Genomic DNA, 25,289 nt, shown 5'->3' with positions numbered 1-25,289 from the left:
TCATTCTATTTGTCTTAAGGAGACAGCCATGACTTTGACAGGACAGAGTTTTATTGCCGGGCAATGGCGCGGTAACGCAGACAATGGGCAATTTTTTGCGTTTTGCCCGCAAACCAATGAGAGACATCATCAGCCATTTTTCAATGCAGATTCTGGCGACCTGGATGCCGGTATTTTGGCCGCGCAACGTGCATTTAAGACTTACCGGCGCGTGCCTTATTCGCAGCGCGCGGCTTTTTTACGCAAGATTGGGGAAGAAATCCTGGCGCTGGGTGATGGCCTGATTGAAACCACCATGCTGGAAACCGGCCTGCCAAGAGCGCGTTTGGAAGGTGAGCGAATGCGTACGGTAAATCAGTTGAATGCTTTTGCAGCTGTACTGGAAGCGGATCTTGCGCCATTGGCACTGACACGTCAGGATGCCGCTGATCCGGATCGAGCGCCTGTGCCTAAGCCAGCGACAGAGCTACGCTACTTGCCTGTTGGTGTGGTGGCCGTATTTGGTGCATCTAACTTCCCTTATGCTTTTTCTACCTTAGGTGGTGATACCGCAGCTGCGCTGGCTGCAGGCTGCCCTGTTATTGTGAAAAGCCACACTGCACATCCGGGTACCAGTGAGTTGATGACTCGGGCTATCGAGCAGGCGATCCGCGACTGTCAGATGCCAGATGGGGTGTTTTCGATGATCCAGGGCACGGATTATGCGTTGTCTCACCAGCTGGTAGGGGCTGCGGACGTGAAAGCGGTGGGTTTCACGGGGTCTTTGAATGTGGCAAAAGCATTGTTTGAAACCATTCACCAGCGCGAAGAAGTGATCCCCTTGTACGGTGAACTGGGCAGTGTAAACCCGCAGATCATCCTGCCCGACTATGCTGACGAGCAGGGCAATGTGCTTGCAAAGTCTCTGGCGCAATCACTGTTGATGGGCAACGGTCAGTTTTGCACCAGCCCGGGCCTGTGGTTGATACCTCACGGGCAGACTGAGTTTGAATCAAGTGCGATGAGCGCAATCAATGCCGCACCCTCAGATACTTTGCTGACGCCCCGCATTCTGGACAGCTTTAACAAGGCGATGGTTGCGCTGAAGCATAATGCCCATGTTGATTTGCTGGCAAGTGGTGAGCAGAGCCAGGCGTTTCATGCCAATGCACATCTATTTGCCTGTGAGGCAGAGGACTTCATTCAAGATGCCAGTCTGCATGAAGAAGTCTTTGGCCCCAGTGCCCTGATTGTACGCTATCGAGATGAAGCACAGTTGCTGCGAGTGGTGGAACAATTAGAAGGCCAGCTGACTGCCAGCGTGCACGCCACCAAAGCGGAGATGGCGGTTCAGGAAACACTACTGGATGAGTTGAGCTACAAAGTGGGCCGCCTCATCTTCGGCCAGATGCCAACCGGTGTGGAAGTGTGTTGTTCGATGAATCATGGCGGACCTTATCCATCGTCGACAGATGTGCGCTCGACGTCGGTCGGGACACAGGCCATGACGCGATTCTTACGCCCGTTATGTGTACAGAGTTAGGCAACCTCAGAAGATAGAACTTCTGTAACCCCGTGGAGTGCGGTTGCACAGGCTTGTTCCTTAGCCTGTGCAACCGCCTATTTGATCATGATATGATTTCATAGACTGTGAACCTTCTCTCTCACAGCGTGCAATTTATGGCAATGCACGTATAATGTATCCCAATGATAATAATTAACTAACCCTATGGCGATTGTACATAAAACTCGAACCCAATTGGTTGCGGAAGCGATCCGAGAAAAAATTCTGTGTGGCGAAATAAAAGCCGGTGAACCACTGCGTCAGGCTGCGCTGGCCGATGAATTGAACGTTAGCCGTATCCCGGTCAGAGAAGCGTTATTGCAGCTCGAAGCAGAAGGCTTGGTGAATTTTGAGGCTCACAAAGGGGCCACAGTCACCCGGTTGAGTGCCGAACAGATTGATGAGATCTTTGATTTACGCGCCATACTGGAAGCTGAGCTGCTGAGCCATTCGATTGATAATCTGACCAAACGCGACTTACTGGAAGCCGAAGCCATTTTGGCCGATCTCGAAGACGCGACCGATGCGGGTGATACTCAGCTGGCAACCGGAAAACTGAACGCCGAATTCCACAGTAAGTTGTACAGTCGTGCTGAGCGCCCTCAGACAAGAGAACTGGTCGACGTTTACAGTAAGAACTCAGAACGTTACGTTCGTATGCATATATTGCTTGCCGGTGGCCTGAAAACGGCACCAGAAGAGCACCGCACTTTACTTAAGCTGTGTCACGAAAAAGACAAAGCCGGTGCCTGCGAATTTCTCAAAAAGCACATCATAGGCGCAAAAGACGACATTAAAGCTTTGCTCCTGCGCCTTGAGCAAGAAGCACAATAAGCCGTATTTATTAATGCGTTATAACTAACGCGTTATTTCGCTATGCACACCGGACCCGTTTTTTTCTCCGCTGTGTAGTGTCTGAATTAGTTGCCAGTCTTCTGACTGGCTCTCAATAAACTTGGTCTTTGAACTTGCTTTGGCAATGACTGGCTACCTATGTCGATACACCGTGCTCTCGCAAATACTGCTGTGCAGCATCTGTGTGTGGCGCAAAGCGTTTCCAGCGCCCGATAGCACGGCGGTTAAGCGGCTCACGCACCTGTACTTTACTGGCCGTTGACACAGGCGCATCGTTAAGGTGAAAGTGCATACAGCTGTCCTGCCAGGGCAAATCACAATAATCCAGTAGTTTTGCGATTTCCTGCTGCGGATTATCAACCAGAGATTCGTACTGCATCATATAAAACTGCTCACCGTGAAGCTGTTTCCAGTGCTGCATCAGATCATAAAAGCGGCTGTAAAAGCGTGCGGTATCCATCAGATCCAGTGAATATGCGTAGTAGGGGTTGTTGATGGTAAACAACTGGCGGAAGTTACCAATGCAGGTATCCATCGGGTCACGCATCAGGCAGATGATTTTGGCATTGGGTAACGCCCGGCGGATCAGATCAACATAGAAAAAGTTAAATGGCAGCTTATCAACAAAATGTGCATGGCTGCCGGTAACCACCCGGGTTGCATTCAGATAGGTCAGCCCGAGTTGGTGTGGGTCGCACTGATAAGCCTGCTCGAGTGTGAGCGGGTCGAGTACGGTCTGGCTGGTGGTCTGAGCCAGACGTTTTACGCTGATCCCAAAATCCTGTAGTTCCCCGGCCGACATCACATCGCTGTGACTGGATAAGATCCTTTCGACCAGCGTGGTGCCAGAGCGCGGCATCCCGAGCACAAATATGGGCTCGCGGCTGCTGTGGCCAGCCTTTGGGTCGACTGTGCTGGTGGTACTGAGTGCCTGAATGCGCTCGAACAAGACGTCGTTGCTTGGATGATCAAAGGGGCGTGCACTGTGTAAGGCCGCTTTACCCTGTTTGAGTGCATGGTACGCTGAATCAAACTCACCCAGATCCTGATATTCTTTTGCCAAAGCATGGCCCAGATGGAGCTGAGATTCGGGTGTGTTTGCCCGCTCAAAGGCGCTTTGTAAGCGTGTCAGGTGGTTGTGCTCTGCGCTGGCTTTTTTCAGATCAGACAAAGCAAAGTGCGCTCTGTGATGATCTTTATCTAATGCCAGTGCCTGTTCAAAGGCTTGCTCAGCATCACCAAATAGGCCGACAAATTTAGCACTGACCCCAAAGTTATAATAATACTGCGCGTTGCTCTGAGTGAGTTTGAGTGCCTGGCGGAAAAATGCCAGGGCGTCATCGTGCAGGCCAACATGGCTCAGTGCCACCCCAAACGTGTCTGCATCAAGCGCTCGAGTCAACGCAGCGGGACTTGTCTGCTCAGCGGTTTGTCTGGCCAGTGTCAGCTCACCCTGCAGGGCATAACACTTAGTCAGTTGAGCTCGATACTCATCGCTGCTATGCAGTCCCAGCGCCTTTTCGAGCAATTTGATTGCTTTTTTTAACTGCCCAACCTGAAGGTTGATCACACCGAGCAGAAAGTAGCCGTCGGCATAGTCTGGTGATGCATTGAGCAGTTTGACCAGGTATTGATGGGCGGTTTCTAGCTGGCCCTGATTGAGTGCGCTAATGGCGCTTCTGTGTAATTGCTGGATAGACGTCATTGTGGGTTGTCACTTCAAATTACATAAAGGCCCATCACAATGGATGGGCCTCAGCGGGAGAGTTCAATTTACTAAAGTTCGAACTGATAGTCGAACTTAATGCCGACTGTCAGTGGTTTGTTCAGGTAGTGACCATAGTTACGCTGGATCTCAGCGCCGTTGGCGGTTGTAATATCCCGCACATCGCGACGCACTGAGGTAAAGGCGTATTTGTTGAACAGGTTGTTGACGTACAAAGTGGCTGACCACATATCGCCGGTCAGTTTGGCAGACAGGTTGCTGATCCCATAACCAGAGAGGGTTTCACCACTGTCACGCAGGCCCACCTTGGAAATGATATCGCTCTGTGCCGTCAGGCCATAGTTGATATCCAGGGTTTTATCGCCCAGGACTTCAGTCTCATAATTAATACCCAGGGAGAACTGATGCTCAGGAGAGCCGGGCAGTCTGTCACCATCTTTACCACCATCGGTGCCATCGGCATTAAACAGGTAAGGGGCATCCGAGGTTAACTCAGCCTTAGTGTAGGCATAGGTTGCATATGTGCTGATAGAGTCACTGAGGATGGCACGTGTTGAGATCTCAACCCCTTTGGCGTTGGCTGTTCCGGCATTAGAGGTATACGGAAGCTGGCCTACGACTGTTGCACCGGCAATTTGTGCATCATCCCAGTCTACATTGAAAATGGCTGCGTTGAAATGCAGGCGGTTCTTTAACCAGGTGCTCTTCAGACCCAATTCATAGTTGGTGGTGGTGTCCGCGGTGTACAGCATTTCGTCGGGCATACCACAACCGATCTGTTTGTCAGGCAGGGGATCCGGACACGGTGCCAGACCGTTGGAACCTCCAATACGGAAACCTTCACTGGCCGTGATGTACGCCATGACTGAGTCTGTAAACTGGTAATTGGCGTTGAACTTAAACAGGTTACCATCGTCTTCAGCATTGTTTTGCTTAAAGTCCAGAGTTATGTCGCTTGGACCTGCGCCGCTGTAGAGCGTATTAGCCAGCGGGAAGTCAACGGCAGACTCTGCTTTTACTTCGTACTCATAAAAACGTGCACCCAGGGTAATGGTTAGTTTGTCATTGACCTGATAACCGACTTCCCCGAACAGGGCTTGCTCTTTGATCTCACTGCGGTCGACCGAGAAATACTCGAGGTTGTCCGGGCGGGTTTGCTCGCCACCAAAATTAGCCACGGCAAATTCACCAAAACCAGGGGTGAACTCTTTACTGCTGGCATCACTTTCGAATTTGTTGTAGAACCCACCCACAATCCAGTTCCAGGCAGAGTCGCCTTGTGACACCAGACGGATCTCCTGCGTGAAGGTGTCTTCTTCTTCCTCTTCACGGGTAAACGCCGAGAAGGACGGGAATTCTTCATAGCCATAATCGAGGCGGATCAGCAGATCGGTCTGGTCGCGCTGACCATCGGCTTCAAAGCTGGACCAGCCCGATGCAGAAACCAGTTCTGCAAATCCGAGATCGGCTTTTAATTCCAGGCTCAGCAGATCATCTTCTTTGTCTCTGGGCTCTTCATAGCGATAGGCTGATTCATATTTGCCGATGCGATCATTGAGTCCGTTTGCCGGGTTGAGTGCCTGGTAATGTACTATCGAACGGCCCTCACTTTCTTGTTTCTGGTAAAAGTAGTTCAGCGTGCCATCGAACCAGTCATTTGGCTTCCAGCGCACAGAAATACGGCCGGTGGTGGTGGTTTCGCCGTTGGCATCGGCTACGCGTTTGAGGTTGTTATCAACGTCACTTTGACTGCTCCAGTCTGGATCTGCCAAAGAAGCCCCGCCTTCGAGGACCACATAGTTGTAATCAATAAATCCGGGATCTTCATACTGGTTCAGGCTGGCACGCAGCGCCAGTTCATCTTCGATGATAGGTGTGTTGAAAATAAAGCCGCCTTCACCCCCAACCGAATCACTCTCTGAGTTTTGAAATAAGTCGCCATACAGTTGCACTGTGGTGATGTCTAACTCTGGTGCTTTAAGCATATAGCGAATAGCGCCGCCTAAGGTACCCGCGCCGTATAGGGTACCTTGTGGACCGATTAATACCTCTACACGTTCTACGTCAGTCAGGCGCATATCCAGTGAAACGGGGATCTCATTCACATAGGTTGCAACGGTGCCGCCATCCTGATCCGGGCCTGATGAGTTGGTGTTTAGGCCACGAACGATAATCGGTGAGCCAGAGCGACCACCCTGATCGGTCACAGTCAGACCTGGCACCCAACGTGCCACATCGGCCAGTTCACCAATGTTTTGATCTTTCATTATATCTGCATCGAGTGCGGTGATGTTTAAAGGGGCTTCCTGCACAGAGCCACTGCGGCGAGTGGCAGTGATCTGGATAACTTCCAGAGACTTTTCTTCGGCACCTGCTTCATCGGCCTGCGCTGTTGCACTGAGCATAATTGAGCCTGGCAAAGCCGTAGCGATGGCCAGAGATATGAGTTTTGGTTTTAGCATTATTTTACATCCCGGATGTGTTCTGGTTGTTGTTTTTATGCAAACTAAGAAAGCATAAAGTGAATCTCGTAACAAGATTATCAAAAAAGGTACGGAGATAATTATTTATTATATTTGCAAAAATATTCACTATCAATGGGTTTTTAGTCGGAATCGTGCATGAAATTGCAGTAAAAAAATTTTTTGCGTTATTTTGGTTTCTCTGGGTTTTTTAGTTGGTTTTTAGGGTTTGATATGCAGTATTTTGAATTGAATATGCATTTTTAGTTATTATTGAATCGCCTTACAGCGTTAGAAAGGTGAAAGTTTATGCGTTAAATAGCCGGGGTTAGCCAATTCTAAAGGCGCAGAAAAGTCGGTTATGCTGCTGTTTTTCGGACTGATGGCGAATTTTGTTTGGATTGGGGGAATTGAATAAGTATGCGGCGCTGTCAGAGGAAGACTGCTTGGGGGTTATTTGTACAGTGCATAGGTGTGCAGAATTGTTCATTCCGTGATGGTTTTTTCAGCTGAACGCCGTGTGCCTCATTTGAGACACACGGTCTGCTTAATTGCGGGCGGATTACTGTTTGACATCGACCGCGTAAAGTTTGCAGTAGTGTCGGCCTGGAGACCCGTTCCATTTACTGGCACTGTCATCCAGCCCGACGATGCTGACGACTTTTTTGCTATGAAACGCCCCCAGCAAGGCAGAAAGTGCGGCATCATGACCTTTTGATCCCGTTTCAATCCAATATCCGTAACAGGTATTGCCCCGGTTGCTCAGTTCAACAATGGTGTTTCCGCTGCCAAAATCAGGGTAGGTAACCATTCTGTCGATATGACCCGACGTGGTTTCACGCGCAGCAAGGCTCTGAGTTGATGCCAAAGCCAAAAGTGCAAGGATAAGTGTTTTTCTCATATTGTTAGCTCCTTTTATTGAGATGTTCCTATTATATGGCTTATTCAAAAAGTAACACCCTGTTTTTTTATGAAATATAAAAGAATGTTATGCACAGAGTTTTACCTGGGTATACCCTGTGAGGCGCAGCAATGCGTGATTTTTCGGACACTGATGGGTGTAAAAGTGTGTGCAGGGTGAATCTGACTGTTTTCGCTTTATGAATATTGCAGCCAACACTTTGCCATCGCCATATTTGACGGCATACTGAGTCTGGTTGTTTCTACTAGTGAGCCCATTATGCGACGCTTATCTTTGTGTTTTTTCTGTGCCTATTCTTTTGCTTCTGATAGTGCCGACCTCTATCCTGGCGCACCTGCGGCGGCCAGTGATTATGCTTTTTTGATTGGTCACTGGCAGTGCCAGTATGAGCAGCTTGACCTGCAAGGGAAAGTGCAGTTCTCATCCCCATGCCGCTGGCAAGCCCAATATGCCTTTGACAATAAAATGGTGGTGGATGACTTCAGCCTGCTCGATGCACAAGGCAAAGTAACCTACGCCGGCAGAACACTTAGAACTTACTCATTGCAGGACAAGCGCTGGCATCAGGTATTTCTGCCCGTACAAATGAACGCAACCCTCAACCCGTTTACCGCACAGCGGGATAATGACGGCGTGCACCTGAAGGTTGAACAACGCCTGCCTGGCGGCAAGCTGCAACCCGCACGCTTTCGCTTCAGCCAGATCAGCGACAAGGGCTTTGTCTGGGAAAGCAGCAAGCAACTTAATGGCAGCGACAGCTGGTATGTTGATATGCGGCTCAGGGCTACGCGGGTTGGGGAGTGAGTTGCATTGATGTTGGAAAGTTCCGCTGTGCAACACAATCAGCGTTGCACAGTTATTTTTCTTACTGAGTAAATATTGCGCTTAAAAGTTCTCTGAAGATAAAAGATATAGATCCTTGCTTTAACCCTTTTATTAAATCGTTATCTTTGGTGTTAGTGTTGGTGTTGGTGTTTAATTCTCTATTTTTATTCATTTTTTTGTCTCTTTTTTATTTTAAAGACCTAACGCAACCAACTTTTACGACCTGTGGTGGAGAAATACGTGAAAACATGTTTGCTTTTGAACGACTTGAGCACACTTATTGAATTTCACACAGCAAAAAGTCCGCAAGTTCATGACTGAAATTGCAGTGACAAATCGGTGTTTGGTTGGTTAGGGACGGTGACCAGCTAGATGATTTTAGTTTTTTTAGCTGATATACCATTATAACAATAATGAGAATCATTATCGAGTGCGTGGTTTAATCCAGCTTTTTGGTTTTAATTATTTGTTGGCTGAGATTTTATTATAACAATAATGAAAATTATTATCGAATGTGTGATTTGATCCAGCTTTATCCTCCCCGCCATTATTCCAATATTCCATTAGTTACCAAAGGTGGGCACATTGCTTTTGCTCAGAGATTGACTAATCTATATTGCATACTTTGCTATATGGTTTATGCAACGATAGATGATAAGGCAGATTTTTACAGATGATCATATTCGTCTACTGCTTACGTGCGCGTGTGCAGGCAAGTTCAAAATTAAAGATCAGTATCTAATTACGCAGCTTGCCTATGTTCCGCTGTCACTAACTGAGCATAACCAGTTAAAAGTACATCAGCTTATTGATGTTCATGGCCATGCCTATAAGAAGTGGCTGTTACCAGGTGCTTATAGTCGAAACGGTAAAGACAGAGAGATAGAAGTACCAGAGGTTTTTTGTCAGTCACTTGAGCGCTACTTGAATTGGTACGTTGAGCAGGAGTTACCGAAAGAGTTCCGGCACAATCTAAATACTTACTTGGGGTTAAGTGAGTATGCCCCGGTGTTGTTAAATGATCGGCTGCATGGTTATTCAATGAGTGAACGCGTGGTAAAAGCGGGTGTGAATAAGCAACCTACAAACTTAAGAGCCAAGGTTAATAAACTACTCTCAAACGCCGGACTTGATTGGGCAACGGCAAAAACGTTTGAGGACTCATTAATAATTCACCTGGCTAAAAATGTTGATCACGGTGTTGTCGCTGATCTGTTTGGGTTTAGCTCGCGCCAAGTGGTTACAGACAAATACAACAGTAACCTGTTGCAGTTGTCAGAAGCGCTGAACGGTGTATATGCACGCATACAAGCCAAAGGGCACAGACAATAAAGGAGATATCATGAAGCTTTTTAGTAGGTTGAAAAATCATCCCATCTTATCCCTGTCTATTTGGAACCGTGATGAAAACTTAACACCAAAGGAGTGCATTGAGCGTGATTTGAATTGCTATGTAGACCAAACCGATGAATCTACAGAATTAGCTCTTTGGAAAATATATGATGTAATGAGAGACAACGATATTTCCTATCAAGATGCCATTGAAACTGACGCTGGTCGAGACGCGCTTCTTGAGTTACTTCTTCATCGACACTGGATAGGTTTTCATGCTGAAAGTCTAAGGATTGTAAGTGCTGAAGAAAAGAAAATATCAGGACTTGGTTCGTTGAGCCTTTATCGTGATGAAATTGAAAAGAAAGTTGGTAAGCAAGCCATGGATAAATTGCTTGATCAGTTCTCCCACGAAACAGAAAGCTACTTTAGTGAGCTGATAAAAAAAATGTAAAAGCAACCTTGGATATACAGTAGCAGAAAGAAGGAAAGCGGGAACAATAATGAAAGTAAAGCACAGAGTTTCAGTTTATTCAGATGGCAGCTACATTGGTAGCTTTATAAAAACTATTGAAATGCCAGGCTTGCCAGTATTGGGGTCAAAAATGAGGTTTGGTTCAGGTGTTCATAAAGTAACAACCACTGTTGACTCACAAATATTTGATGAGGAATCGAGCTTGTTTATAACCAACTCCTCAATAGATATCGAAGAATACTCTCGTAAGGTAGCAGACTACATACCACCAGACAGATTCCCAATTGAATTGGTTAAACGCTGAGGCTTTAATGTGGAGAGTCTGGGTGATGAGTTTGAACATATCTATGAGAAGCTCGTGTAGCTGTATTGGAATAAATCCGGATATCTGGACCAAACTGAATTCGAATTACCAAAGCAAAAAACCTCCCTTTAACTTCAAAGTAGTGAGGCAGTGTGGTTATATAATGTACTGAAGTAAAAGGCATTCAACAATGAAAAGGAAACCGAAATGTTCAGTGGCAACACAGATAATCGCGTTGGAGTCAAAAGTGCGAGCATTACTGCCAAGGCCGCTATCGCAGCCGCAATAATTACAACTGTGGGTGGAATCATTGTAGCCATAATGTCAGGTGGCAGCGGTTCCACGGATGTAAACATAAACGGAGAAGTAAACACCGTTCACACAGGTTCCGGCGATATTGTTCAGCATCATCACGGTATATCATTTGAGAAATATGAAGCCGGGCTAAAACACAGAGAGAAGGAGGTCACCGACCGGCTTAGCCGTGCCCATGACAAGGATAAAGCGATTCTTGAGCGTCAGTTGTTAGAATTACAGGTAAAAATTGCCGATATCGAGACCGCTTATCAACAACACATATCTCAGTTACAGTCATCAATTGAACGTTTAGAGTCGTTCAGAAGCACTGTCACGTCTGAGCTGTTCGACAAGGCAAAGCAGGCGCTGATTGAAGGGGACTCTGTGAAAGCAGATAGGTTGCTTGCTCAATTTGAACAAAGTGAGCAAGAAACACTGAACTCCCTGGCAGAAGCCAGTTATCAGCGTGGAATAATCGCCCGAGAGGATATTCGGTATAGGGATGCCTATGAGCATTTTCATAAAGCGGTCAGGTTATCCTTCGAAAACGCACTGTACAATAATCAGGCCGGATTACTCGCTCAAACACTTGGCGACTACGACAAAGCCATTGGTTATTATGAGCAGGCCCTGAAAAGTGACCTCAAGGCCTTCGGTGAAGACCATCCCGATGTGGCCACTCGGCGCAATAACTTAGGCTCAGCTTGGGAAACAAAAGGCGACTACAACAAAGCCATTGGTTATTATGAGCTGGCCCTGAAAAGTGTCCTCAAGACTTTCGGTGAAGACCATCCCAATGTAGCCATTGGGCGCAATAACTTAGGCTCAGCTTGGGAAGCAAAAGGCGACTACGACAAAGCCATTGGTTATTATGAGCTGGCCCTGAAAAGTGACCTCAAGACCTTCGATGAAGACCACCCCACGGTGGCCAATCGGCGCAACAACTTAGGCTCAGCCTGGACAGCAAAAGGCGACTATGACAAAGCCATTGCTTATTTTGAGCAGGCCCTTGCTGGTTTGCAAACATCACTGGGTGACAACCACCCCTATACCCAAACGGTAAAAAGAAACTTAAATCATGCGAAAGCGATACGACTGGCCAGTAAAAGCACATCGAATGACAGCATGTAGATTGTATTAAACAGGTCTAACTAACGACATTGGAATAGAGGTTACCGGAAAGAACTGCGGGCAAGACGCTATTATCTAAGGAACAGTATGTTAGTAACAGAGTACACATCACAAAACTACCGCTTGAAGACTTGTGCCGAGTCAGATCACTTTAAAATTGAAAGGATCAGCCCGCGTCAGTATATTGGCTATCTACAGATGCATGCAAATGATGGCAGGCTTGAAATATGCGACCTCTGGATACACGAGGAACCCGAGAATTTTAGGGGAAAAGGGTTTGGCTCAATTTTGATTAACCATGCGTTCGAGTATGCGTCAGAAAGGGACATTGATTTTGTCTTTGGGCATACCGCTTTTGACGACCACAGAGTGCATCGTTTCTATGAAAAATGCGGGTTTAAGATATTTTTAGACGACAAGCACGACACCGCCTGGTTCATTCGTGTGCAAAAAGGCGAACTAACAGGTGAGCCTGATTTAGAGCAGCTTGCTGCGCTTAGTGGAGTGAATCAAGATATGAGTACATTTAGACTAAACGGAATTTAAAATTATGAAATTTGAAATTGTAGAAGATGAATATTGTGACAGCCATGATCACAACTGGCTAATAGATACACCAAGCGGCCAGACGGTGATGCTTTCTTTCAACCTTCATAGGGCTTTTTTCATTACACAAGGCGACTCACACATAGAGATCCCCCAGGAGTGGTTTAAAATCGAAGGCTCATGTGATGAGGTTGAAATCAGCCAGGGGGCGAAAGCGTACATGGGGATTGGTCGCGCTTATATAACATCAAGTATCCCGGGCCTTGACGCTTCTTTTGTGGCAATAGGTATAAAACCAGAAGAGTACTATGCCTTAATGGAGTTTGAAGAGCTTAAGCCGTTTTTTAATCACAACCCATTAGAAGCGTAATGGTTGGTACGCATATTTCAGTGTTGAAAATTGAAATCCTCAACCGTTGAGGATTTCAAAAGTTTAATTGGAAGATAATGTAATTGTCATTCGGGCGATCAGTTCCCATTAATTCTATGGCTAACAATAAGGAATATAGTAAATGCCTAGAAAACGATTTTTATTTATCGCACTATTCTTGCCTCTTGTTGCTAACGCTGAAGTGATGGGTGGCCGCTCAATTACCACTACCGTAAACGGTGTTAAGTCATCGAAGACTTATGACTTAGCGATCCCTGATTCAGTTGCACGATCTCAACCAGATTTTGATCCGCTAAATAACATATCTATGCCAATGGAAAAGGCGATACATAAAGCTGAAGTCGCCTTTTTAAAAAAGACTGGACAGAAATACTATCAAATAAAGTCAGTCTCATTACGTCCATTTCACTCTAATAGAAAAAGCTGGTATTACGATATTTTCATTGGGAAAACTAGGCTGGCGGTGCTTTCTAGTGGACAAGTCGTTTTTGAAAAAGAGCGAAAGTAATACACCAAATATTAAATATTGGAATAGAATTTCGAATCACATGTAAAGCAAATACCCGATTGTCTGGAGACACTTCTTCTCGACAGTCGCTTTACAAGGCCAACATAAAACAAAACCCCGGATTACTCATTGGTACCCTCCGCCACTTGGTGATAAAATTTGGCTAACTAGCATTGTGGTCACAGACAATACAAACTGTGACCAACACTGAGACCAGAAAGTAAGAAAGAGAATGTCTCAGATTAATATATTTGAAATTTAAAGGCTTTTTATTCTATGTGTGAACTTTTGGGCATGTCTGCCAATGTACCCACGGATATTTGTTTTAGTTTTTCCGGGTTGCTGGAGCGTGGAGGGAATACCGGGCCGCATAAAGATGGCTGGGGGATCACTTTTTATGAGGGTAAAGGGTGTCGTACGTTTAAGGACCCGGAGCCAAGCTGTCAGTCGGAAATTGCCAAACTGGTGAAAGCCTATCCGATCAAAAGTGTGTCGGTGATTAGCCACATTCGCCAGGGCAACCGGGGCAGAACGTGTCTTGAAAATACCCATCCTTTTACCCGTGAGCTGTGGGGCAGGGAGATCACTTATGCACACAATGGTCAGCTGTCTAACTATAAAGATCTGACCACTGAGTTTTACAAGCCAGTGGGGAATACCGACAGTGAACTGGCATTTTGCTGGATTTTGGACAAGATCCGTGAGAAATACCCGAAAAGGCCCAAAAACATGGCCTCTGTGTTTCGTTACGCGGCTAAGCTGGCGAAAACCCTGATGGATAAAGGGGTGTTTAACATGCTGCTGACCGATGGGGTGTTTGTGTTGGCGTATTGCTCTAATAATCTGCACTGGATCACGCGTCGTGCGCCGTTTGGTAAAGCGACGTTAATCGATGCGGATATGGTGGTGGACTTTCAAAAAGAAACGACCCCGAATGACGTGGTGACTGTGATTGCAACCCGACCGCTGACGAATGATGAGCAGTGGAATAAGATGGAACCCGGCGAGTCTGTGCTGTTTAAGCTGGGTGAGAAAATCTAGCGCTCATCCTGAAAAGCCAGTTCGTGAAATGAATGACATAAAAAAGCCCTGATTATCAGGGCTTTTTTATCTTATATTGCTGGAATATTACTCAGCCGACTTTTCTGCATCAAAGCTCTTCAGCTGGATCATAAACTGCTCCACGCCATCTTTGCCTTTAAACATTTGCACTACAGAGTAGTGGTATGAAGGTGCCAGCCAGGCCATAGCCTGACGCTTATCGTTGTCGTACAGGCGCTTCACTTTAATGGTTTCGACATTGCCGATGGGCAGGGTAATGGCTTCGGTGCCAACCACTTCAAAGTCATAGCTACGCACATTGCCTTTTTTATCGACAATGGGGTAACTCATTTTGGTTTTACCGGCTTTGACATCGTTGCGCAGGGCTATCTGGTAAGACAGAACATCATGACGCTGCTCGTTCCAGTCGGCATTGATGGGGTATTTCTCATTGTCTTTAAACAGCTGTTTGTTGTCTCTGTCGAAGCGGATTTTGTAGCTTTTGTCCGGCCCGGTGCCTTCGCGCTTGAGTGTGTAAAGCAAAGGTTTGGGGTGCTTATCATGGTAAGTGAACAGTGAGTTTTCTGTGCGTTCGTCGGAGAAAATCATCCATTCGATGTTACTTTCGTAATTCAGGGAGTAAGTGTCGTTTGAGACTTTTGACAGCTCTCTGATGGCGTTGCCGTGCACTGAGCCTTTACGCAGTACATCATATTCTGCGCGGTAGGGAACCAGATCACTGGCCAATAAGGAAGAAGAGAAAACAGCGCTTAAACCAAATAGTAAAGCGCTGTATTTTTTATTCTTCTGGGTAGGTTGCGCCTTGAGCTGGAAGGGGTTGATTGTCAAAAACGGCATAGTCTGCTTCCATCGTTAGTCTGTGTTCGCTGAACCACTTGACCACCAAAGGATAGATTATATGTTCTTGTTCATGAACCCGCTGTGACAGCGTGTGCGCAGTATCATCAGCCAGGATTGGTACCTTGGCTTGTACGATGACCGGTCCACCATCTAGTTCTTCTGTCACAAAGTGAACACTGGCGCCATGAAACGTTTCTTTTGCATCAATCGCTCTTTGGTGGGTATTCAGCCCTTGATACTTAGGCAACAAAGAAGGATGAATGTTCAACATTTTTCCTTTAAATTTTTGCACTAAGTCAGCAGTTAGAATACGCATAAATCCAGCTAATACAACTAAATCTGGATTATAAGAGTCAATTAATTGTGCTAAACGTTGGTCATAGGCTTCACGGCTGTCAAAGTCTTTGTGACTTAATACTTGCGTGTCAATGTCCGCTTGCTGGGCACGTTGCAGCCCGTAAGCATTTGCTTTATTACTGATGACGGCACAGATCTCGCCATTGATTTCGTTGTGCTGACAGCTGTCCATAATGGCCTGTAAATTAGAGCCACTACCTGAAATCAGCACAACAATCCGAATTGGAGATCGTTCGGGTGCCATTACTCGGCACCACCCAGGATTTCAACTTGTTCTTCACCTGCGTTTGCAGCTTGAATTTCACCGATGTGCCAGGCGTTTTCGCCCTGTGCTTTCAGGATTTCCAGGCTTTGTGCAAGTTTATCAGCAGGAACAACCAGGATCATGCCTACACCACAGTTGAAAGTACGGTACATTTCATGGGTGCTGATGTTGCCGTTTTCCTGTAACCAGTTAAATACAGCAGGCCATTCCCAGCTGTCGCCTTTTACAACGGCTTTTGCTGACTCAGGTAATACGCGCGGGATGTTTTCCCAGAAACCACCACCTGTGATGTGAGACAGTGCATGCACATCGACTTCTTTAAGCAGTTCCAGAATAGGCTTAACGTAGATACGGGTTGGTTCAAGCAGGTGTTCGGCCAAAGGCTTACCTGCGAACTCTTCGCTGGTATCAGCACCAGAAACTTCCAGTACTTTACGGATCAGCGAGTAGCCGTTTGAGTGTGGGCCGCTTGAAGCCAGTGCGATCAGCTGATCACCTTCGGCGACTTTAGTGCCGTCAATGATTTTAGACTTTTCAACCACACCAGTACAGAAACCAGCCATGTCGTAGTCTTCGCCTTCGTACATGCCAGGCATTTCGGCAGTTTCACCACCGATCAGGGCACAGCCAGCTTGCTCACAACCAGTGCCAATACCTGTCACTACGTCCGCAGCAGTATCAACATCCAGTTTACCAGTCGCGTAATAGTCAAGGAAAAATAGGGGTTCAGCACCTTGAACTATTAAGTCGTTTACACACATGGCAACCAGGTCGATGCCCACGGTATCATGTTTTTTCAAATCGATGGCCAGACGCAGCTTAGTGCCTACGCCATCTGTGCCAGCAACTAAGACAGGCTCTTTATATCCGGTTGGTAGTTCGCATAATGCGCCAAAGCCGCCAATACCGCCCATCACTTCAGGGCGACGCGTCTTTTTAACTACCCCTTTAATGCGCTCAACCAATGCATTGCCCGCATCGATATCAACGCCTGCGTCTTTATAGCTCAGAGACTGTTTTTGTTCGCTCACAGGTTTTCCTCAAAAATAACATAATGGATTTGCTTAGAAACGCGCGTATTTTACATCAAATGCACGAGTGCGGCTAGTCGATTTGGTTCGCATACACGCAGATATCGCGTGTCAGAAGTGGCTACAAATGCATCGTTGGCGCTTGGCTGTACCTGTTATCAATTGCGCAGGGTGGGGGATTCTTCACTATACTCTTTACATTTTAGTCTGTGTGAATGTGGTCTATGTGGAAAGCCTGAGCTTAAGTTTCATCTTAGTTGGGTTCTTGCTGCTGGTGGTGGCACTGCTGCCGGCACTACAGATCTGTCAGATCACTCAAAACCGCGGCTGGCGCGTTTTGCTGGCATTGATCTTTTTCTTTGTATGCGGATACCTGGCCTTTGCTTATCATGTGTATCGCACAGCCGATGCTTCTCCCATGGTGCTCGGTTTGTCGGTGATCCTGATGCTGGGCGCGGTATTTGTAATTGTGGTTGTACAGTTAAGTCGCTCCAGTTTGTTGCTGTTGCAGGAGATTGCACAAAGTGAGCGCCATCTTGCCCGGCATGACTCTTTAACTGAGCTGGAAAACCGCCAGCAGTGCACTAAGTATGTGGAGCAATGCATACAGCAAGGCAGAGCGTTTAGCGTCTTACTCCTGGACATTAATAACTTCAAGCAGGTAAATGATGCGCTGGGCCATTTCTTTGGTGACAAGCTGCTGGTTGCCTTTGCTGGCAAATTGCGTTCACTAGCCAAACAGGGCAGCAAAGTCTATCGAATGGGAGGCGACGAATTCGTTATTGTGACGGATGCGGCAAGCGAAACTAAGTTGTTTTCACTCAACAACGGACTGCTGAAGGCCTTTAATGATGGTCTGGTGATCGATGAGGTTCACGTTGATGTTTTTTATAGCGCGGGTGCACGTATCTTTGATGCCGAAGAAAAGTCGTCTGTCACAGAGCTGATGAAGCATGCGGATATTGCTATGTATGCGGCTAAAAACAGCCGGCAAAGCCTGGTGATATTTGATCAGGCGCTGCACGACGGCGTGTCAGCAGAGTTCGAACTGTTTAATGCCTTAAAAGTGGCTTTAAGCGAGAGAAAACTCAAGGTGTTTTATCAGCCACTGGTGTGTGGACACAATAACGAAGTGCATGGGCTGGAAGCCTTATTGCGCTGGACTGACGGGCCGGGCTCATACATTAGCCCGCTGCGGTTTATCCCCATTGCTGAGAAAAACAATTATATTAAGCAGATCACCAGTTTCGTCATTGAGCAGGTGTTTAAAGACCTGGACAATTTTTTGACCATAGAGCCGGGTGTCACGATACACATTAATTTGTCTTGTCAGGACTTTCATGGCCGTTACCTCATCAATCAACTGGTTGAGCTGCAATCCAAATATCAAATTCAGCCGAGTTGTATTGTGTTCGAATTAACAGAGAGTATGGTGATGGTTGATGTTGAGCAGGCCAGATATATGATAGGCGTGTTGATTGATATGGGGTTTGCGGTGAGCATAGATGATTTTGGCACCGGATTTTCGTCTTTTTCAATGCTCAGAGAGCTGCCTATTTCCCAAATTAAAATTGACCGCTCATTTGTGAGTAGCTGCCTGGACAGTGACAAAGATCAGGCCATAGTCGAAACAACCATTTATCTTGCGAATCGCCTGGGATGCTCGGTGGTTGCTGAAGGGGTGGAGGACAGTAAAACCGCTGCCTATCTCAACAGTAAAGGATGTCACTACTTGCAAGGCTACTATATAAGTGAAGCACTGGAGAAAAATAGCGCAAAACAGTGGTTACACTCTCATCGTATGGTGAAAAGAGTACTTAAGCGTTAACCTTCCCGGTTGCTCTTTGCAGCAAAGCCTAAAAGGGTCCGCAGAGGTAAGCTGACTGGCTACTGAATCTGATATATTTTCATACATTTTCTCACACATTCAGACGCGTTTTAGCGTTACATTATAAATCTCGCACCATCCGACCCCCATTAATTTGGCGGGGCTGGACCAGGACGTCATTTTTTCAAGTATCGAGGAACGAACGTGAACAAATTAATTGCTGGACTTTTTCTGTTGCTGTTTTCATCTCTGACTCTGGCATCGAAACCACCGTTAGAGTTAATCCATGAAGTAGGCGACTCACTATTTTCAGACATTAAAGCAGTTAATCAGGATGGCAATGCCAGCCCTCTGGAAATGCGTCAGATCGTTAAGGCACATCTGATGTCACACATTGATATTCGCTTTGTGTCTTACAAGTTACTGGGTAAGCATATTAAAGGGTTAACTAAACCACAGGCGCTGGCGTTTATTTCTGCGGTTGAACATTATCTGGAAGTGAGCTACGCCAGTGCACTGATGCAATATAAAGGACAGCAAGTGACGTTCGAAGCCCTGCCTACAGACAGCAAAAGTAAATACGCCACGGTCAAAGCTGTGGTGAGACAGCCTTCGGGCCCGGACATCGACATTCACTTTAAATTTCGCAAAAGTAGCAAAGGTGAATGGCGGGTATACGACCTGGTCGCAGAAGGAATTTCCCTGTTAAGTGCTAAGCAAAAAGAAATTTCGGTGCGGATCTCTGAAGTGGGGTTAGCGCAGGTAACGGCGGAGCTTAATGCTAAAAGTTAATCAAAGTGGCCCGTAAAGGCCACTTTGTTAAGATACAGATTAAAAGTTTCTAGGGGAGAGGAATTCGCCATTACTGATCTCTTCCCAGGTTTTTGCAGCCAGCGTATCCAGTGCGCCTAAGTCTTTCCCGCCGGCAGAGAGTTTATGTTCCACGGGCAGAATATCAATATTCTCAGAGCCAGATAGCTGCGCTACCCGGGCAAATGTATAAGCGTGCTTATATTTTTGTTGTTTGTAAAAAATACTGACCAGGCTGGCGAATACTTCCGGGTCTGGGGTTTCGCCCGCTTTATTCAGTTCCAGCACGCGATAAAGAATGTCTATGGTCTTGTCGTCATCAATCTTGGCATAGAAGGTTGCCAAAAAGAGTTGTATTTCCCGATCACTTTTTACATGTTCCTGATCCTGCATATTTAGCAGCTTGTTTAATGCCATGCGGTTGTTGCGTCGGGACCAGTGATAGTAAAGCAAACCCGGGTGTTCAGTATTTATCGTGTCCTGATAGATGCGCGTCATTTCTTTCAGGCTGGTGAGATGGCCTTCAACACGTGATGTGGTTTTTTCTTTTAATTTGATGTGTTCAATTTGTGCGGCGAGCGAAACACACTCGTTATACTGTTCAAAATCTTTTAGCAGCGTGTATTTATTCTCGTCAGTCGGGGCTTTGTATTCCCGGTAACGTGAGAATATGACTGATGCACGTTCTTCTTTGCAATGACTGTCTTTATTGAGATCTGCGCAAAACCCCGGTGTATCCGAGCAAATTTTACTCAGCGTTATCGTGTCATCGCAGCCACTGAGCAGCGCTGTTGTAATATACAGGCTTGAAATTAGCCACCACCTCATTGTTATCCGTACTCCAAGTCTTTGTTGTTGCTTGCGTATAGTACCAATTTCGACAATTCTGGACACCCTTTATTTAGGTCAAGTGTAGCAAGGGATCACGTGCCTGGCAGATTAGCGCGGAATTTCTTGTGTTATGTGGGTTCTGAACCTGAAAATCTGCGTTGAGATTAACTGTGCAGTTAATTTTACAGCAACAATTGTCAGTAAATGGTGGAGAATCCGAGCCAATTAAATTAAAATGTCGCTGCCTTGGGGCCTGTTGACTCTCAAATTATGCAATACATCAGGCTCGGTTAGGCTATCCGTTCAAAAATTGTTTATTAGGCAGAAAAAATGACCTTATCTCACGAGCAAGAATATCAAAACAGCTGGCAAGAACGTCAAGACTACGCAGAAAGCATGCAACCGATCATCGGTCGTTTGTATCGTAATCTGGGTGTAGAAATTGCGGTTTATGGCCGTCCTCTTGTTAACACCAGCACTATCGATGTTATTAAAGCCCATAAAACAGTCGCACGTTTTGAAGAAACTAAACTGCGTCTGCGCGAGAGCTTCCCATTCTTAGAAGCAATCAGCAAGATGGAACTGGCTCCAGGCCGTGTTGACTTAGGTAAACTAGCCTATGCATATATTTACAAGAACGCAGGCGAAGGCCGCTCAATTGAGGAATACCTCAACGCTGAGCTGTCTGCACTGCTAAATACAGGCAACCGTCCGGCCCCTCGCGACGTGGTACTGTATGGTTTTGGTCGTATTGGTCGTCTACTTGCTCGTCTATTGATTGAGCGCGGTGGCTCTCACGCTGACCTGCGTTTACGTGCAATTGTTGTGCGTGGTGGCCGCGATGGCGACCTTGAGAAGCGTGCTAGCTTGTTGCGTCGTGATTCAATTCATGGTCCTTTCAATGGTTCTATTACTGTTGATCACGAAAAAGGCGCTATCAAAGCAAACGGTAACTACATCCAGATCATCTATGCTAACTCTCCGGAAGAAGTGGATTACACCCAGTACGGCATTGAGAACGCACTGGTTGTAGATAACACGGGCGTGTGGAAAGACGAAGATGGCTTAGGCAAACACCTACAATCTAAAGGTGCGTCTAAAGTACTTCTGACTGCCCCTGCGAAAGGCGACATCAAGAACGTTGTATACGGTGTTAACAATGCTGACATTCTGTCTGAAGACAAAATTGTTTCTGCAGCAAGTTGTACAACAAACGCCATTACACCAGTACTGAAAGCGTTGAATGACAAGTTCGGTATCAAGAATGGTCACGTTGAAACGGTTCACTCATACACCAATGACCAGAACCTGATCGACAACTACCACAAAGCTGAGCGTCGTGGTCGTAGTGCTGCACTGAACATGGTTATCACCTCTACCGGTGCTGCAAAAGCCGTTGCAAAAGCATTGCCAGAGCTGGCGGGTAAATTAACGGGTAACGCAATCCGTGTTCCTACGCCAAATGTTTCTATGGCTATTTTGAACCTGAATCTGAAAGCAGAAACGACCGCAGAAGAGCTGAACGAGTTCCTGCGCGAGACTTCTTTGCACTCAGAATTGCGTGATCAAATTGATTACACAGCATCAACTGAAATCGTATCAACTGACCTGGTTGGTAGCCGCTACGCTGGTGTGGTTGACTCACAAGCAACTATCGTTGACGGTGATCGTGTAGTACTTTACGTATGGTACGATAACGAGTTTGGCTACAGCTGTCAGGTTGTACGTGTAATGCGTGACATGGCTGAGGTAGAATTCCCAAGCCTGCCGCGTTAATTCTCGGTTTATCTAAAAAAGCCAGCGATTGCTGGCTTTTTTTGTTTTTGTCTCGCACCAGGTGTGTTAGGCTTGCAGCTGATTTATTGCTACAAATCACTAACAAAAATCATCAAGGTTAAAACAAAGTTCCTTGACTATGTACTGCGCTGTTAAGTGCTTTGTACATAACACCTGGCGCAATGAGATGGTTTTTTTATTTAGGGTATATGATGAAGATCACCAGTAATTTTGACAGCGGAAATATCAAAGTGATTTCTGCTGAGGCTCCACTCGACATTCAGCTGGAAATTAACCACGACAACGAATCTGAATTCTTTCAATGGTTCCACTTTCGTCTCGAATCAACACCATTTGTAGAACACAAACTGCATATCAATAATCTGCAAAATTCAGCTTACCCAGAAGGGTGGGATGACTATCAGGCTGTTGCTTCCTATGACAGACAAACCTGGTTCCGGGTACCGAGTACTTATCAAGACGGCCAGCTGGTTATCGACTTTGAACCTGAATGTCATCACACTTATTTTGCTTACTTTGCCCCGTATAGCTACGAGCGTCATTTGGATCTGGTTTACTGGGCTCAAAGTCATGATGCGTGCCGGGTTGAAACTTTGGGTGAAACACTGGACGGTCGTGATATTAGTTTATTGTGTGTCGGTGAGCCGGGCGATGAAAAGAAAAAAATCTGGATCACAGCGCGCCAGCACCCTGGTGAAACCATGGCTGAGTGGTTTGTAGAAGGTCTGTTACACAAACTACTGGATGATGAAGACCCGCATGCAGCAGCGCTGTTATCAAAAGCGGTGTTTTATATCGTACCGAACATGAACCCTGATGGCAGTGTGCGCGGTCATTTACGTACTAACGCGAAAGGCGTGAACCTGAATCGTGAATGGCAAACGCCTTCACTTGAAAATTCGCCTGAAGTGTATCATGTCCTGAATAAGATGCATGAAACGGGTCTGGATTTGTATCTTGATATCCATGGTGATGAAGCGTTGCCATACAACTTCGTTGCAGGCAGTGAAGGGATCCCAAGTTATGATGCTCGTCTTGAGTCTTTGGAAGAACAGTTTAAGCAGGCCTTACTGACGATTACTCCTGAGTTTCAGGATGAGTTTGGCTATCCTAAAGATGAGCCGGGTCAGGCTAACCTGACGGTTGCTTCTTGTGCGGTAGGTGAAGCCTTTAAAGCGCTTGCATACACCATCGAGATGCCATTTAAAGACAATGCCAATTTACCTGATCCGTATTATGGCTGGTCTGACCGCCGCTCATATCAGTTTGGCCAGGATACTTTAGCCGCCATCGTGAATGTGGTGGACAATCTGAGATAAACATCATCGCAGGCAACCTCATTGGTTGCCTGTCGCATATAATAACAACGAGAAAGAGGAAGAATCGTGGACGCGTTAGGAAGTTTTCTGGATAGTCTGGATGCCTTGTTGGGGGGCTCCTGGTGGTTCCCTTATGTATTACTTGGGGTGGGTCTGTTTTTTACACTGTACTTAAAATTCCCACAGATCCGTTATTTCAAGCATGCGTGCAAAATCGTTACGGGTAAATACGACAAGAAAGGTCAGGAGGGGGACACCACGCATTTCCAGGCGTTGTCCACAGCCCTGTCAGGCACGGTAGGTACTGGTAATATCGGTGGTGTTGCACTGGCCATTTCAATTGGTGGCCCGGCTGCTTTATTCTGGATGTGGATGACGGCATTTTTCGGTATGACGACTAAGTTCGTTGAGGTAACTTTATCTCATAAATACCGTACTAAAGCAGAAGATGGCACAATGGCTGGTGGTCCCATGTACTATATGGATCGTCGCCTCAATATGAAATGGCTTGCTGTATTGTTTGCCATTGCAACGGTTATCAGCTCATTCGGCACGGGTAGTTTGCCGCAGATCAACAACATCGCACAGGGTATGGAGGCAACTTTTAACATCCAGCCTATGGTCACCGGTGCGGTGCTGTCTATCCTACTAGCCCTTGTTATCCTGGGTGGTATTAAGCGTATTGCTGCAATTACCTCTCGGGTTGTGCCTTTGATGGCTGCTGTGTACATCATAGGTGCGCTGGCGGTTATTCTTTATAATGCTGAAAACATCATTCCCTCTTTTTCTGCTGTGTTTGTTAATGCATTTAGTGGCTCGGCTGCGGTTGGTGGCTTCCTGGGGGCGTCTTTTGCCTATGCCTTTAACCGGGGCGTAAACCGTGGTTTATTCTCCAATGAAGCCGGTCAGGGGTCGGCACCGATTGCGCACGCCTCTGCCAAAGCTGATGAGCCGGTATCCGAAGGTATGGTGTCTATTCTTGAACCTTTCATCGATACCATAGTGATCTGTACGCTGACAGGCTTGGTGATCTTGTCATCCGGTGTGTGGACAGAAAAATTCGAAACCACTTTTGAGCGTTCGTCAATGACCATAGTTCAGGGTAACTATGTTGAGTCAAACGACAGTGACAGGGAAGAGTTGTACAAATACCTTAATGGTATTGATGGCCACAGTGTTGAGACCTACAACGGAAATATCCGGGTAGTCGAAGGGGTGGCAGTGAATAAAGACTTCACCGTGATTCATTCGCGTTCGATCGGTGAGGACATTCGTTTCGGTATCACCGATAAGCATCGCTACACAGGTACCGTTGAAGTAAGCAAAGGTATGCTCGTCGATACCAGCATCAGCATCAAAGGTAAATCTCTGGTGCACTCTGCTGAGCTGACAACGAAAGCGTTCACCCGTGGTTTCTTTGGTGACAGCGGCCAGTATATTGTATCAATCGGTCTGTTGTTGTTTGCGTTCTCTACAGCGATAGCCTGGTCATATTATGGTGACCGTGCCATGACGTATCTGTTGGGCTCACGTTCTGTGATGCCGTATCGGGTATTCTATGTTGCTGGCTTTTTCTGGGCGTCATTTGCAGACACCACTTTGATCTGGAAGCTCGCAGCTGTGGGGATAGTGGTCATGACACTGCCAAACTTATTCGGGATCATGTTACTGCGTAAAGAGATGAAAGAGTCTATTGACGAGTACTGGGATAAGTTTGATAAAGAGCAGCGTAGCTCGGAAGGAAATGCAGAGGTACAAAAAGACAATTCTATGCATTTCCAAAAAGACAAACCTGAATAAACCAAGTAGAATAGGGCGCCACATGGCGCCTT

The 25,289-nt window shown here is 46.4% G+C and carries 23 protein-coding genes; 16 read left to right on the top strand and 7 right to left on the bottom strand.

What is annotated here, in order from left to right; all coding sequences use genetic code 11:
* Window positions 1-28 precede the first annotated feature (28 nt).
* Together QNM19_RS20855 and QNM19_RS20850 are read left to right on the top strand one after the other, a co-directional pair.
* Complete coding sequence (locus QNM19_RS20855) at window positions 29-1,522, top strand: aldehyde dehydrogenase (NADP(+)) (RefSeq protein WP_049864998.1); 1,494 nt, start codon at window positions 29-31, stop codon at window positions 1,520-1,522.
* A 186-nt stretch (window positions 1,523-1,708) separates the two neighbouring features.
* Window positions 1,709-2,377 carry a GntR family transcriptional regulator gene (locus tag QNM19_RS20850; protein WP_049864999.1) on the top strand — a complete coding sequence of 223 codons (669 nt, stop codon included), beginning with the start codon at window positions 1,709-1,711 and terminating at the stop codon, window positions 2,375-2,377.
* Between the two features lie 157 nt (window positions 2,378-2,534).
* Here the strand turns inward: QNM19_RS20850 and QNM19_RS20845 are convergent, their stop codons facing one another.
* From QNM19_RS20845 to QNM19_RS20835, 3 genes are all read right to left on the bottom strand, one after another.
* Window positions 2,535-4,103, bottom strand: a complete 1,569-nt coding sequence (locus QNM19_RS20845; protein ID WP_049865000.1) for a tetratricopeptide repeat-containing sulfotransferase family protein — start codon at window positions 4,101-4,103, stop codon at window positions 2,535-2,537.
* Between the two features lie 71 nt (window positions 4,104-4,174).
* Window positions 4,175-6,586 carry a TonB-dependent receptor gene (locus QNM19_RS20840; protein ID WP_284027164.1) on the bottom strand — a complete coding sequence of 804 codons (2,412 nt, stop codon included), beginning with the start codon at window positions 6,584-6,586 and terminating at the stop codon, window positions 4,175-4,177.
* 562 nt (window positions 6,587-7,148) lie between these two features.
* A complete protein-coding gene (locus tag QNM19_RS20835) occupies window positions 7,149-7,487 on the bottom strand; it encodes a hypothetical protein (RefSeq protein ID WP_049865001.1) in 339 nt (112 codons plus the stop codon).
* A 279-nt stretch (window positions 7,488-7,766) separates the two neighbouring features.
* Here QNM19_RS20835 and QNM19_RS20830 point away from each other — a divergent pair, with 279 nt between their 5' ends.
* The 9 genes from QNM19_RS20830 to QNM19_RS20790 all read left to right on the top strand — a co-directional run bounded on the left by QNM19_RS20830 (window position 7,767) and on the right by QNM19_RS20790 (window position 14,358).
* The gene (locus QNM19_RS20830; protein ID WP_049865002.1) at window positions 7,767-8,312 is read left to right on the top strand and encodes a hypothetical protein; all 546 of its coding nucleotides are present in this window, start codon (window positions 7,767-7,769) and stop codon (window positions 8,310-8,312) included.
* A 672-nt stretch (window positions 8,313-8,984) separates the two neighbouring features.
* Window positions 8,985-9,665, top strand: a complete 681-nt coding sequence (locus QNM19_RS20825; RefSeq protein WP_284027163.1) for a hypothetical protein — start codon at window positions 8,985-8,987, stop codon at window positions 9,663-9,665.
* A gap of 10 nt (window positions 9,666-9,675) precedes the next feature.
* Window positions 9,676-10,119 carry a hypothetical protein gene (locus tag QNM19_RS20820; protein ID WP_284027162.1) on the top strand — a complete coding sequence of 148 codons (444 nt, stop codon included), beginning with the start codon at window positions 9,676-9,678 and terminating at the stop codon, window positions 10,117-10,119.
* A gap of 49 nt (window positions 10,120-10,168) precedes the next feature.
* Window positions 10,169-10,444, top strand: a complete 276-nt coding sequence (locus QNM19_RS20815; protein ID WP_049862976.1) for a hypothetical protein — start codon at window positions 10,169-10,171, stop codon at window positions 10,442-10,444.
* A gap of 207 nt (window positions 10,445-10,651) precedes the next feature.
* A complete protein-coding gene (locus QNM19_RS20810; RefSeq protein WP_049862977.1) occupies window positions 10,652-11,872 on the top strand; it encodes a tetratricopeptide repeat protein in 1,221 nt (406 codons plus the stop codon).
* An 87-nt stretch (window positions 11,873-11,959) separates the two neighbouring features.
* Window positions 11,960-12,418: a GNAT family N-acetyltransferase gene (locus tag QNM19_RS20805; RefSeq protein ID WP_049862978.1), complete on the top strand. Its 459-nt coding sequence runs from the start codon at window positions 11,960-11,962 to the stop codon at window positions 12,416-12,418.
* Window positions 12,419-12,422: 4 nt separating this feature from the next.
* On the top strand, window positions 12,423-12,788 hold the full coding sequence (locus QNM19_RS20800) for a hypothetical protein (RefSeq protein ID WP_284027161.1): 366 nt from the start codon (window positions 12,423-12,425) through the stop codon (window positions 12,786-12,788).
* Window positions 12,789-12,930: 142 nt separating this feature from the next.
* A complete protein-coding gene (locus tag QNM19_RS20795; protein ID WP_049862979.1) occupies window positions 12,931-13,317 on the top strand; it encodes a hypothetical protein in 387 nt (128 codons plus the stop codon).
* A 276-nt stretch (window positions 13,318-13,593) separates the two neighbouring features.
* A complete protein-coding gene (locus tag QNM19_RS20790; protein ID WP_058795091.1) occupies window positions 13,594-14,358 on the top strand; it encodes a class II glutamine amidotransferase in 765 nt (254 codons plus the stop codon).
* 87 nt (window positions 14,359-14,445) lie between these two features.
* Here QNM19_RS20790 and QNM19_RS20785 read toward each other — a convergent pair whose 3' ends face one another.
* From QNM19_RS20785 to purM, 3 genes are read right to left on the bottom strand one after another with little or no spacing between them, the layout of a single operon-like run.
* Window positions 14,446-15,207 (bottom strand): DUF3108 domain-containing protein, encoded by a 762-nt coding sequence (locus QNM19_RS20785; protein ID WP_082225304.1) that lies wholly within the window; start codon window positions 15,205-15,207, stop codon window positions 14,446-14,448.
* Window positions 15,158-15,820, bottom strand: a complete 663-nt coding sequence (purN, locus tag QNM19_RS20780; RefSeq protein WP_049862980.1) for a phosphoribosylglycinamide formyltransferase — start codon at window positions 15,818-15,820, stop codon at window positions 15,158-15,160. Before purN ends, QNM19_RS20785 begins: the two co-directional genes overlap by 50 nt.
* Complete coding sequence (purM, locus tag QNM19_RS20775; RefSeq protein WP_010385511.1) at window positions 15,820-16,872, bottom strand: phosphoribosylformylglycinamidine cyclo-ligase; 1,053 nt, start codon at window positions 16,870-16,872, stop codon at window positions 15,820-15,822. The genes purN and purM overlap by 1 nt, the downstream gene beginning before the upstream one ends.
* 226 nt (window positions 16,873-17,098) lie before the next feature.
* On the opposite strand from purM, the gene QNM19_RS20770 reads away from it, so the two are divergent.
* Window positions 17,099-18,700 carry a putative bifunctional diguanylate cyclase/phosphodiesterase gene (locus tag QNM19_RS20770; protein ID WP_082225302.1) on the top strand — a complete coding sequence of 534 codons (1,602 nt, stop codon included), beginning with the start codon at window positions 17,099-17,101 and terminating at the stop codon, window positions 18,698-18,700.
* A gap of 204 nt (window positions 18,701-18,904) precedes the next feature.
* A complete protein-coding gene (locus QNM19_RS20765) occupies window positions 18,905-19,492 on the top strand; it encodes an MlaC/ttg2D family ABC transporter substrate-binding protein (RefSeq protein WP_010385509.1) in 588 nt (195 codons plus the stop codon).
* A 39-nt stretch (window positions 19,493-19,531) separates the two neighbouring features.
* Here QNM19_RS20765 and QNM19_RS20760 read toward each other — a convergent pair whose 3' ends face one another.
* Window positions 19,532-20,338, bottom strand: a complete 807-nt coding sequence (locus QNM19_RS20760; protein ID WP_049862981.1) for a DUF2989 domain-containing protein — start codon at window positions 20,336-20,338, stop codon at window positions 19,532-19,534.
* Window positions 20,339-20,671: 333 nt separating this feature from the next.
* Between QNM19_RS20760 and QNM19_RS20755 the strand changes: the two genes are divergently transcribed.
* The 3 genes from QNM19_RS20755 to QNM19_RS20745 all read left to right on the top strand — a co-directional run bounded on the left by QNM19_RS20755 (window position 20,672) and on the right by QNM19_RS20745 (window position 25,257).
* Window positions 20,672-22,117 carry a glyceraldehyde-3-phosphate dehydrogenase gene (locus QNM19_RS20755; protein ID WP_049862982.1) on the top strand — a complete coding sequence of 482 codons (1,446 nt, stop codon included), beginning with the start codon at window positions 20,672-20,674 and terminating at the stop codon, window positions 22,115-22,117.
* 212 nt (window positions 22,118-22,329) lie between these two features.
* Entirely contained in the window at window positions 22,330-23,457 is a 1,128-nt protein-coding gene (locus QNM19_RS20750) for a M14 family metallopeptidase (RefSeq protein WP_049862983.1), read from the top strand.
* 66 nt (window positions 23,458-23,523) lie between these two features.
* Window positions 23,524-25,257: an alanine/glycine:cation symporter family protein gene (locus tag QNM19_RS20745; RefSeq protein WP_284027160.1), complete on the top strand. Its 1,734-nt coding sequence runs from the start codon at window positions 23,524-23,526 to the stop codon at window positions 25,255-25,257.
* Window positions 25,258-25,289: the final 32 nt, after the last annotated feature.

The sequence above is a fragment of the Pseudoalteromonas ardens genome (assembly GCF_030125445.1).
Lineage (GTDB): Bacteria > Pseudomonadota > Gammaproteobacteria > Enterobacterales > Alteromonadaceae > Pseudoalteromonas > Pseudoalteromonas ardens.
This window is presented reverse-complemented; position numbering and strand designations above follow the sequence as displayed.

Bases quoted from the DNA above. Each gene is read 5' to 3' on its own strand.
- QNM19_RS20855 (WP_049864998.1), top strand. From the start codon at position 29: ATGACTTTGACAGGACAGAGTTTTATTGCCGGGCAATGGCGCGGTAAC.
- QNM19_RS20850 (WP_049864999.1), top strand. From the start codon at position 1,709: ATGGCGATTGTACATAAAACTCGAACCCAATTGGTTGCGGAAGCGATC.
- QNM19_RS20845 (WP_049865000.1), bottom strand. From the start codon at position 4,103: ATGACGTCTATCCAGCAATTACACAGAAGCGCCATTAGCGCACTCAAT.
- QNM19_RS20840 (WP_284027164.1), bottom strand. From the start codon at position 6,586: ATGCTAAAACCAAAACTCATATCTCTGGCCATCGCTACGGCTTTGCCA.
- QNM19_RS20835 (WP_049865001.1), bottom strand. From the start codon at position 7,487: ATGAGAAAAACACTTATCCTTGCACTTTTGGCTTTGGCATCAACTCAG.
- QNM19_RS20830 (WP_049865002.1), top strand. From the start codon at position 7,767: ATGCGACGCTTATCTTTGTGTTTTTTCTGTGCCTATTCTTTTGCTTCT.
- QNM19_RS20825 (WP_284027163.1), top strand. From the start codon at position 8,985: ATGATAAGGCAGATTTTTACAGATGATCATATTCGTCTACTGCTTACG.
- QNM19_RS20820 (WP_284027162.1), top strand. From the start codon at position 9,676: ATGAAGCTTTTTAGTAGGTTGAAAAATCATCCCATCTTATCCCTGTCT.
- QNM19_RS20815 (WP_049862976.1), top strand. From the start codon at position 10,169: ATGAAAGTAAAGCACAGAGTTTCAGTTTATTCAGATGGCAGCTACATT.
- QNM19_RS20810 (WP_049862977.1), top strand. From the start codon at position 10,652: ATGTTCAGTGGCAACACAGATAATCGCGTTGGAGTCAAAAGTGCGAGC.
- QNM19_RS20805 (WP_049862978.1), top strand. From the start codon at position 11,960: ATGTTAGTAACAGAGTACACATCACAAAACTACCGCTTGAAGACTTGT.
- QNM19_RS20800 (WP_284027161.1), top strand. From the start codon at position 12,423: ATGAAATTTGAAATTGTAGAAGATGAATATTGTGACAGCCATGATCAC.
- QNM19_RS20795 (WP_049862979.1), top strand. From the start codon at position 12,931: ATGCCTAGAAAACGATTTTTATTTATCGCACTATTCTTGCCTCTTGTT.
- QNM19_RS20790 (WP_058795091.1), top strand. From the start codon at position 13,594: ATGTGTGAACTTTTGGGCATGTCTGCCAATGTACCCACGGATATTTGT.
- purN (WP_049862980.1), bottom strand. From the start codon at position 15,820: ATGGCACCCGAACGATCTCCAATTCGGATTGTTGTGCTGATTTCAGGT.
- QNM19_RS20760 (WP_049862981.1), bottom strand. From the start codon at position 20,338: ATGAGGTGGTGGCTAATTTCAAGCCTGTATATTACAACAGCGCTGCTC.
- QNM19_RS20755 (WP_049862982.1), top strand. From the start codon at position 20,672: ATGACCTTATCTCACGAGCAAGAATATCAAAACAGCTGGCAAGAACGT.
- QNM19_RS20750 (WP_049862983.1), top strand. From the start codon at position 22,330: ATGAAGATCACCAGTAATTTTGACAGCGGAAATATCAAAGTGATTTCT.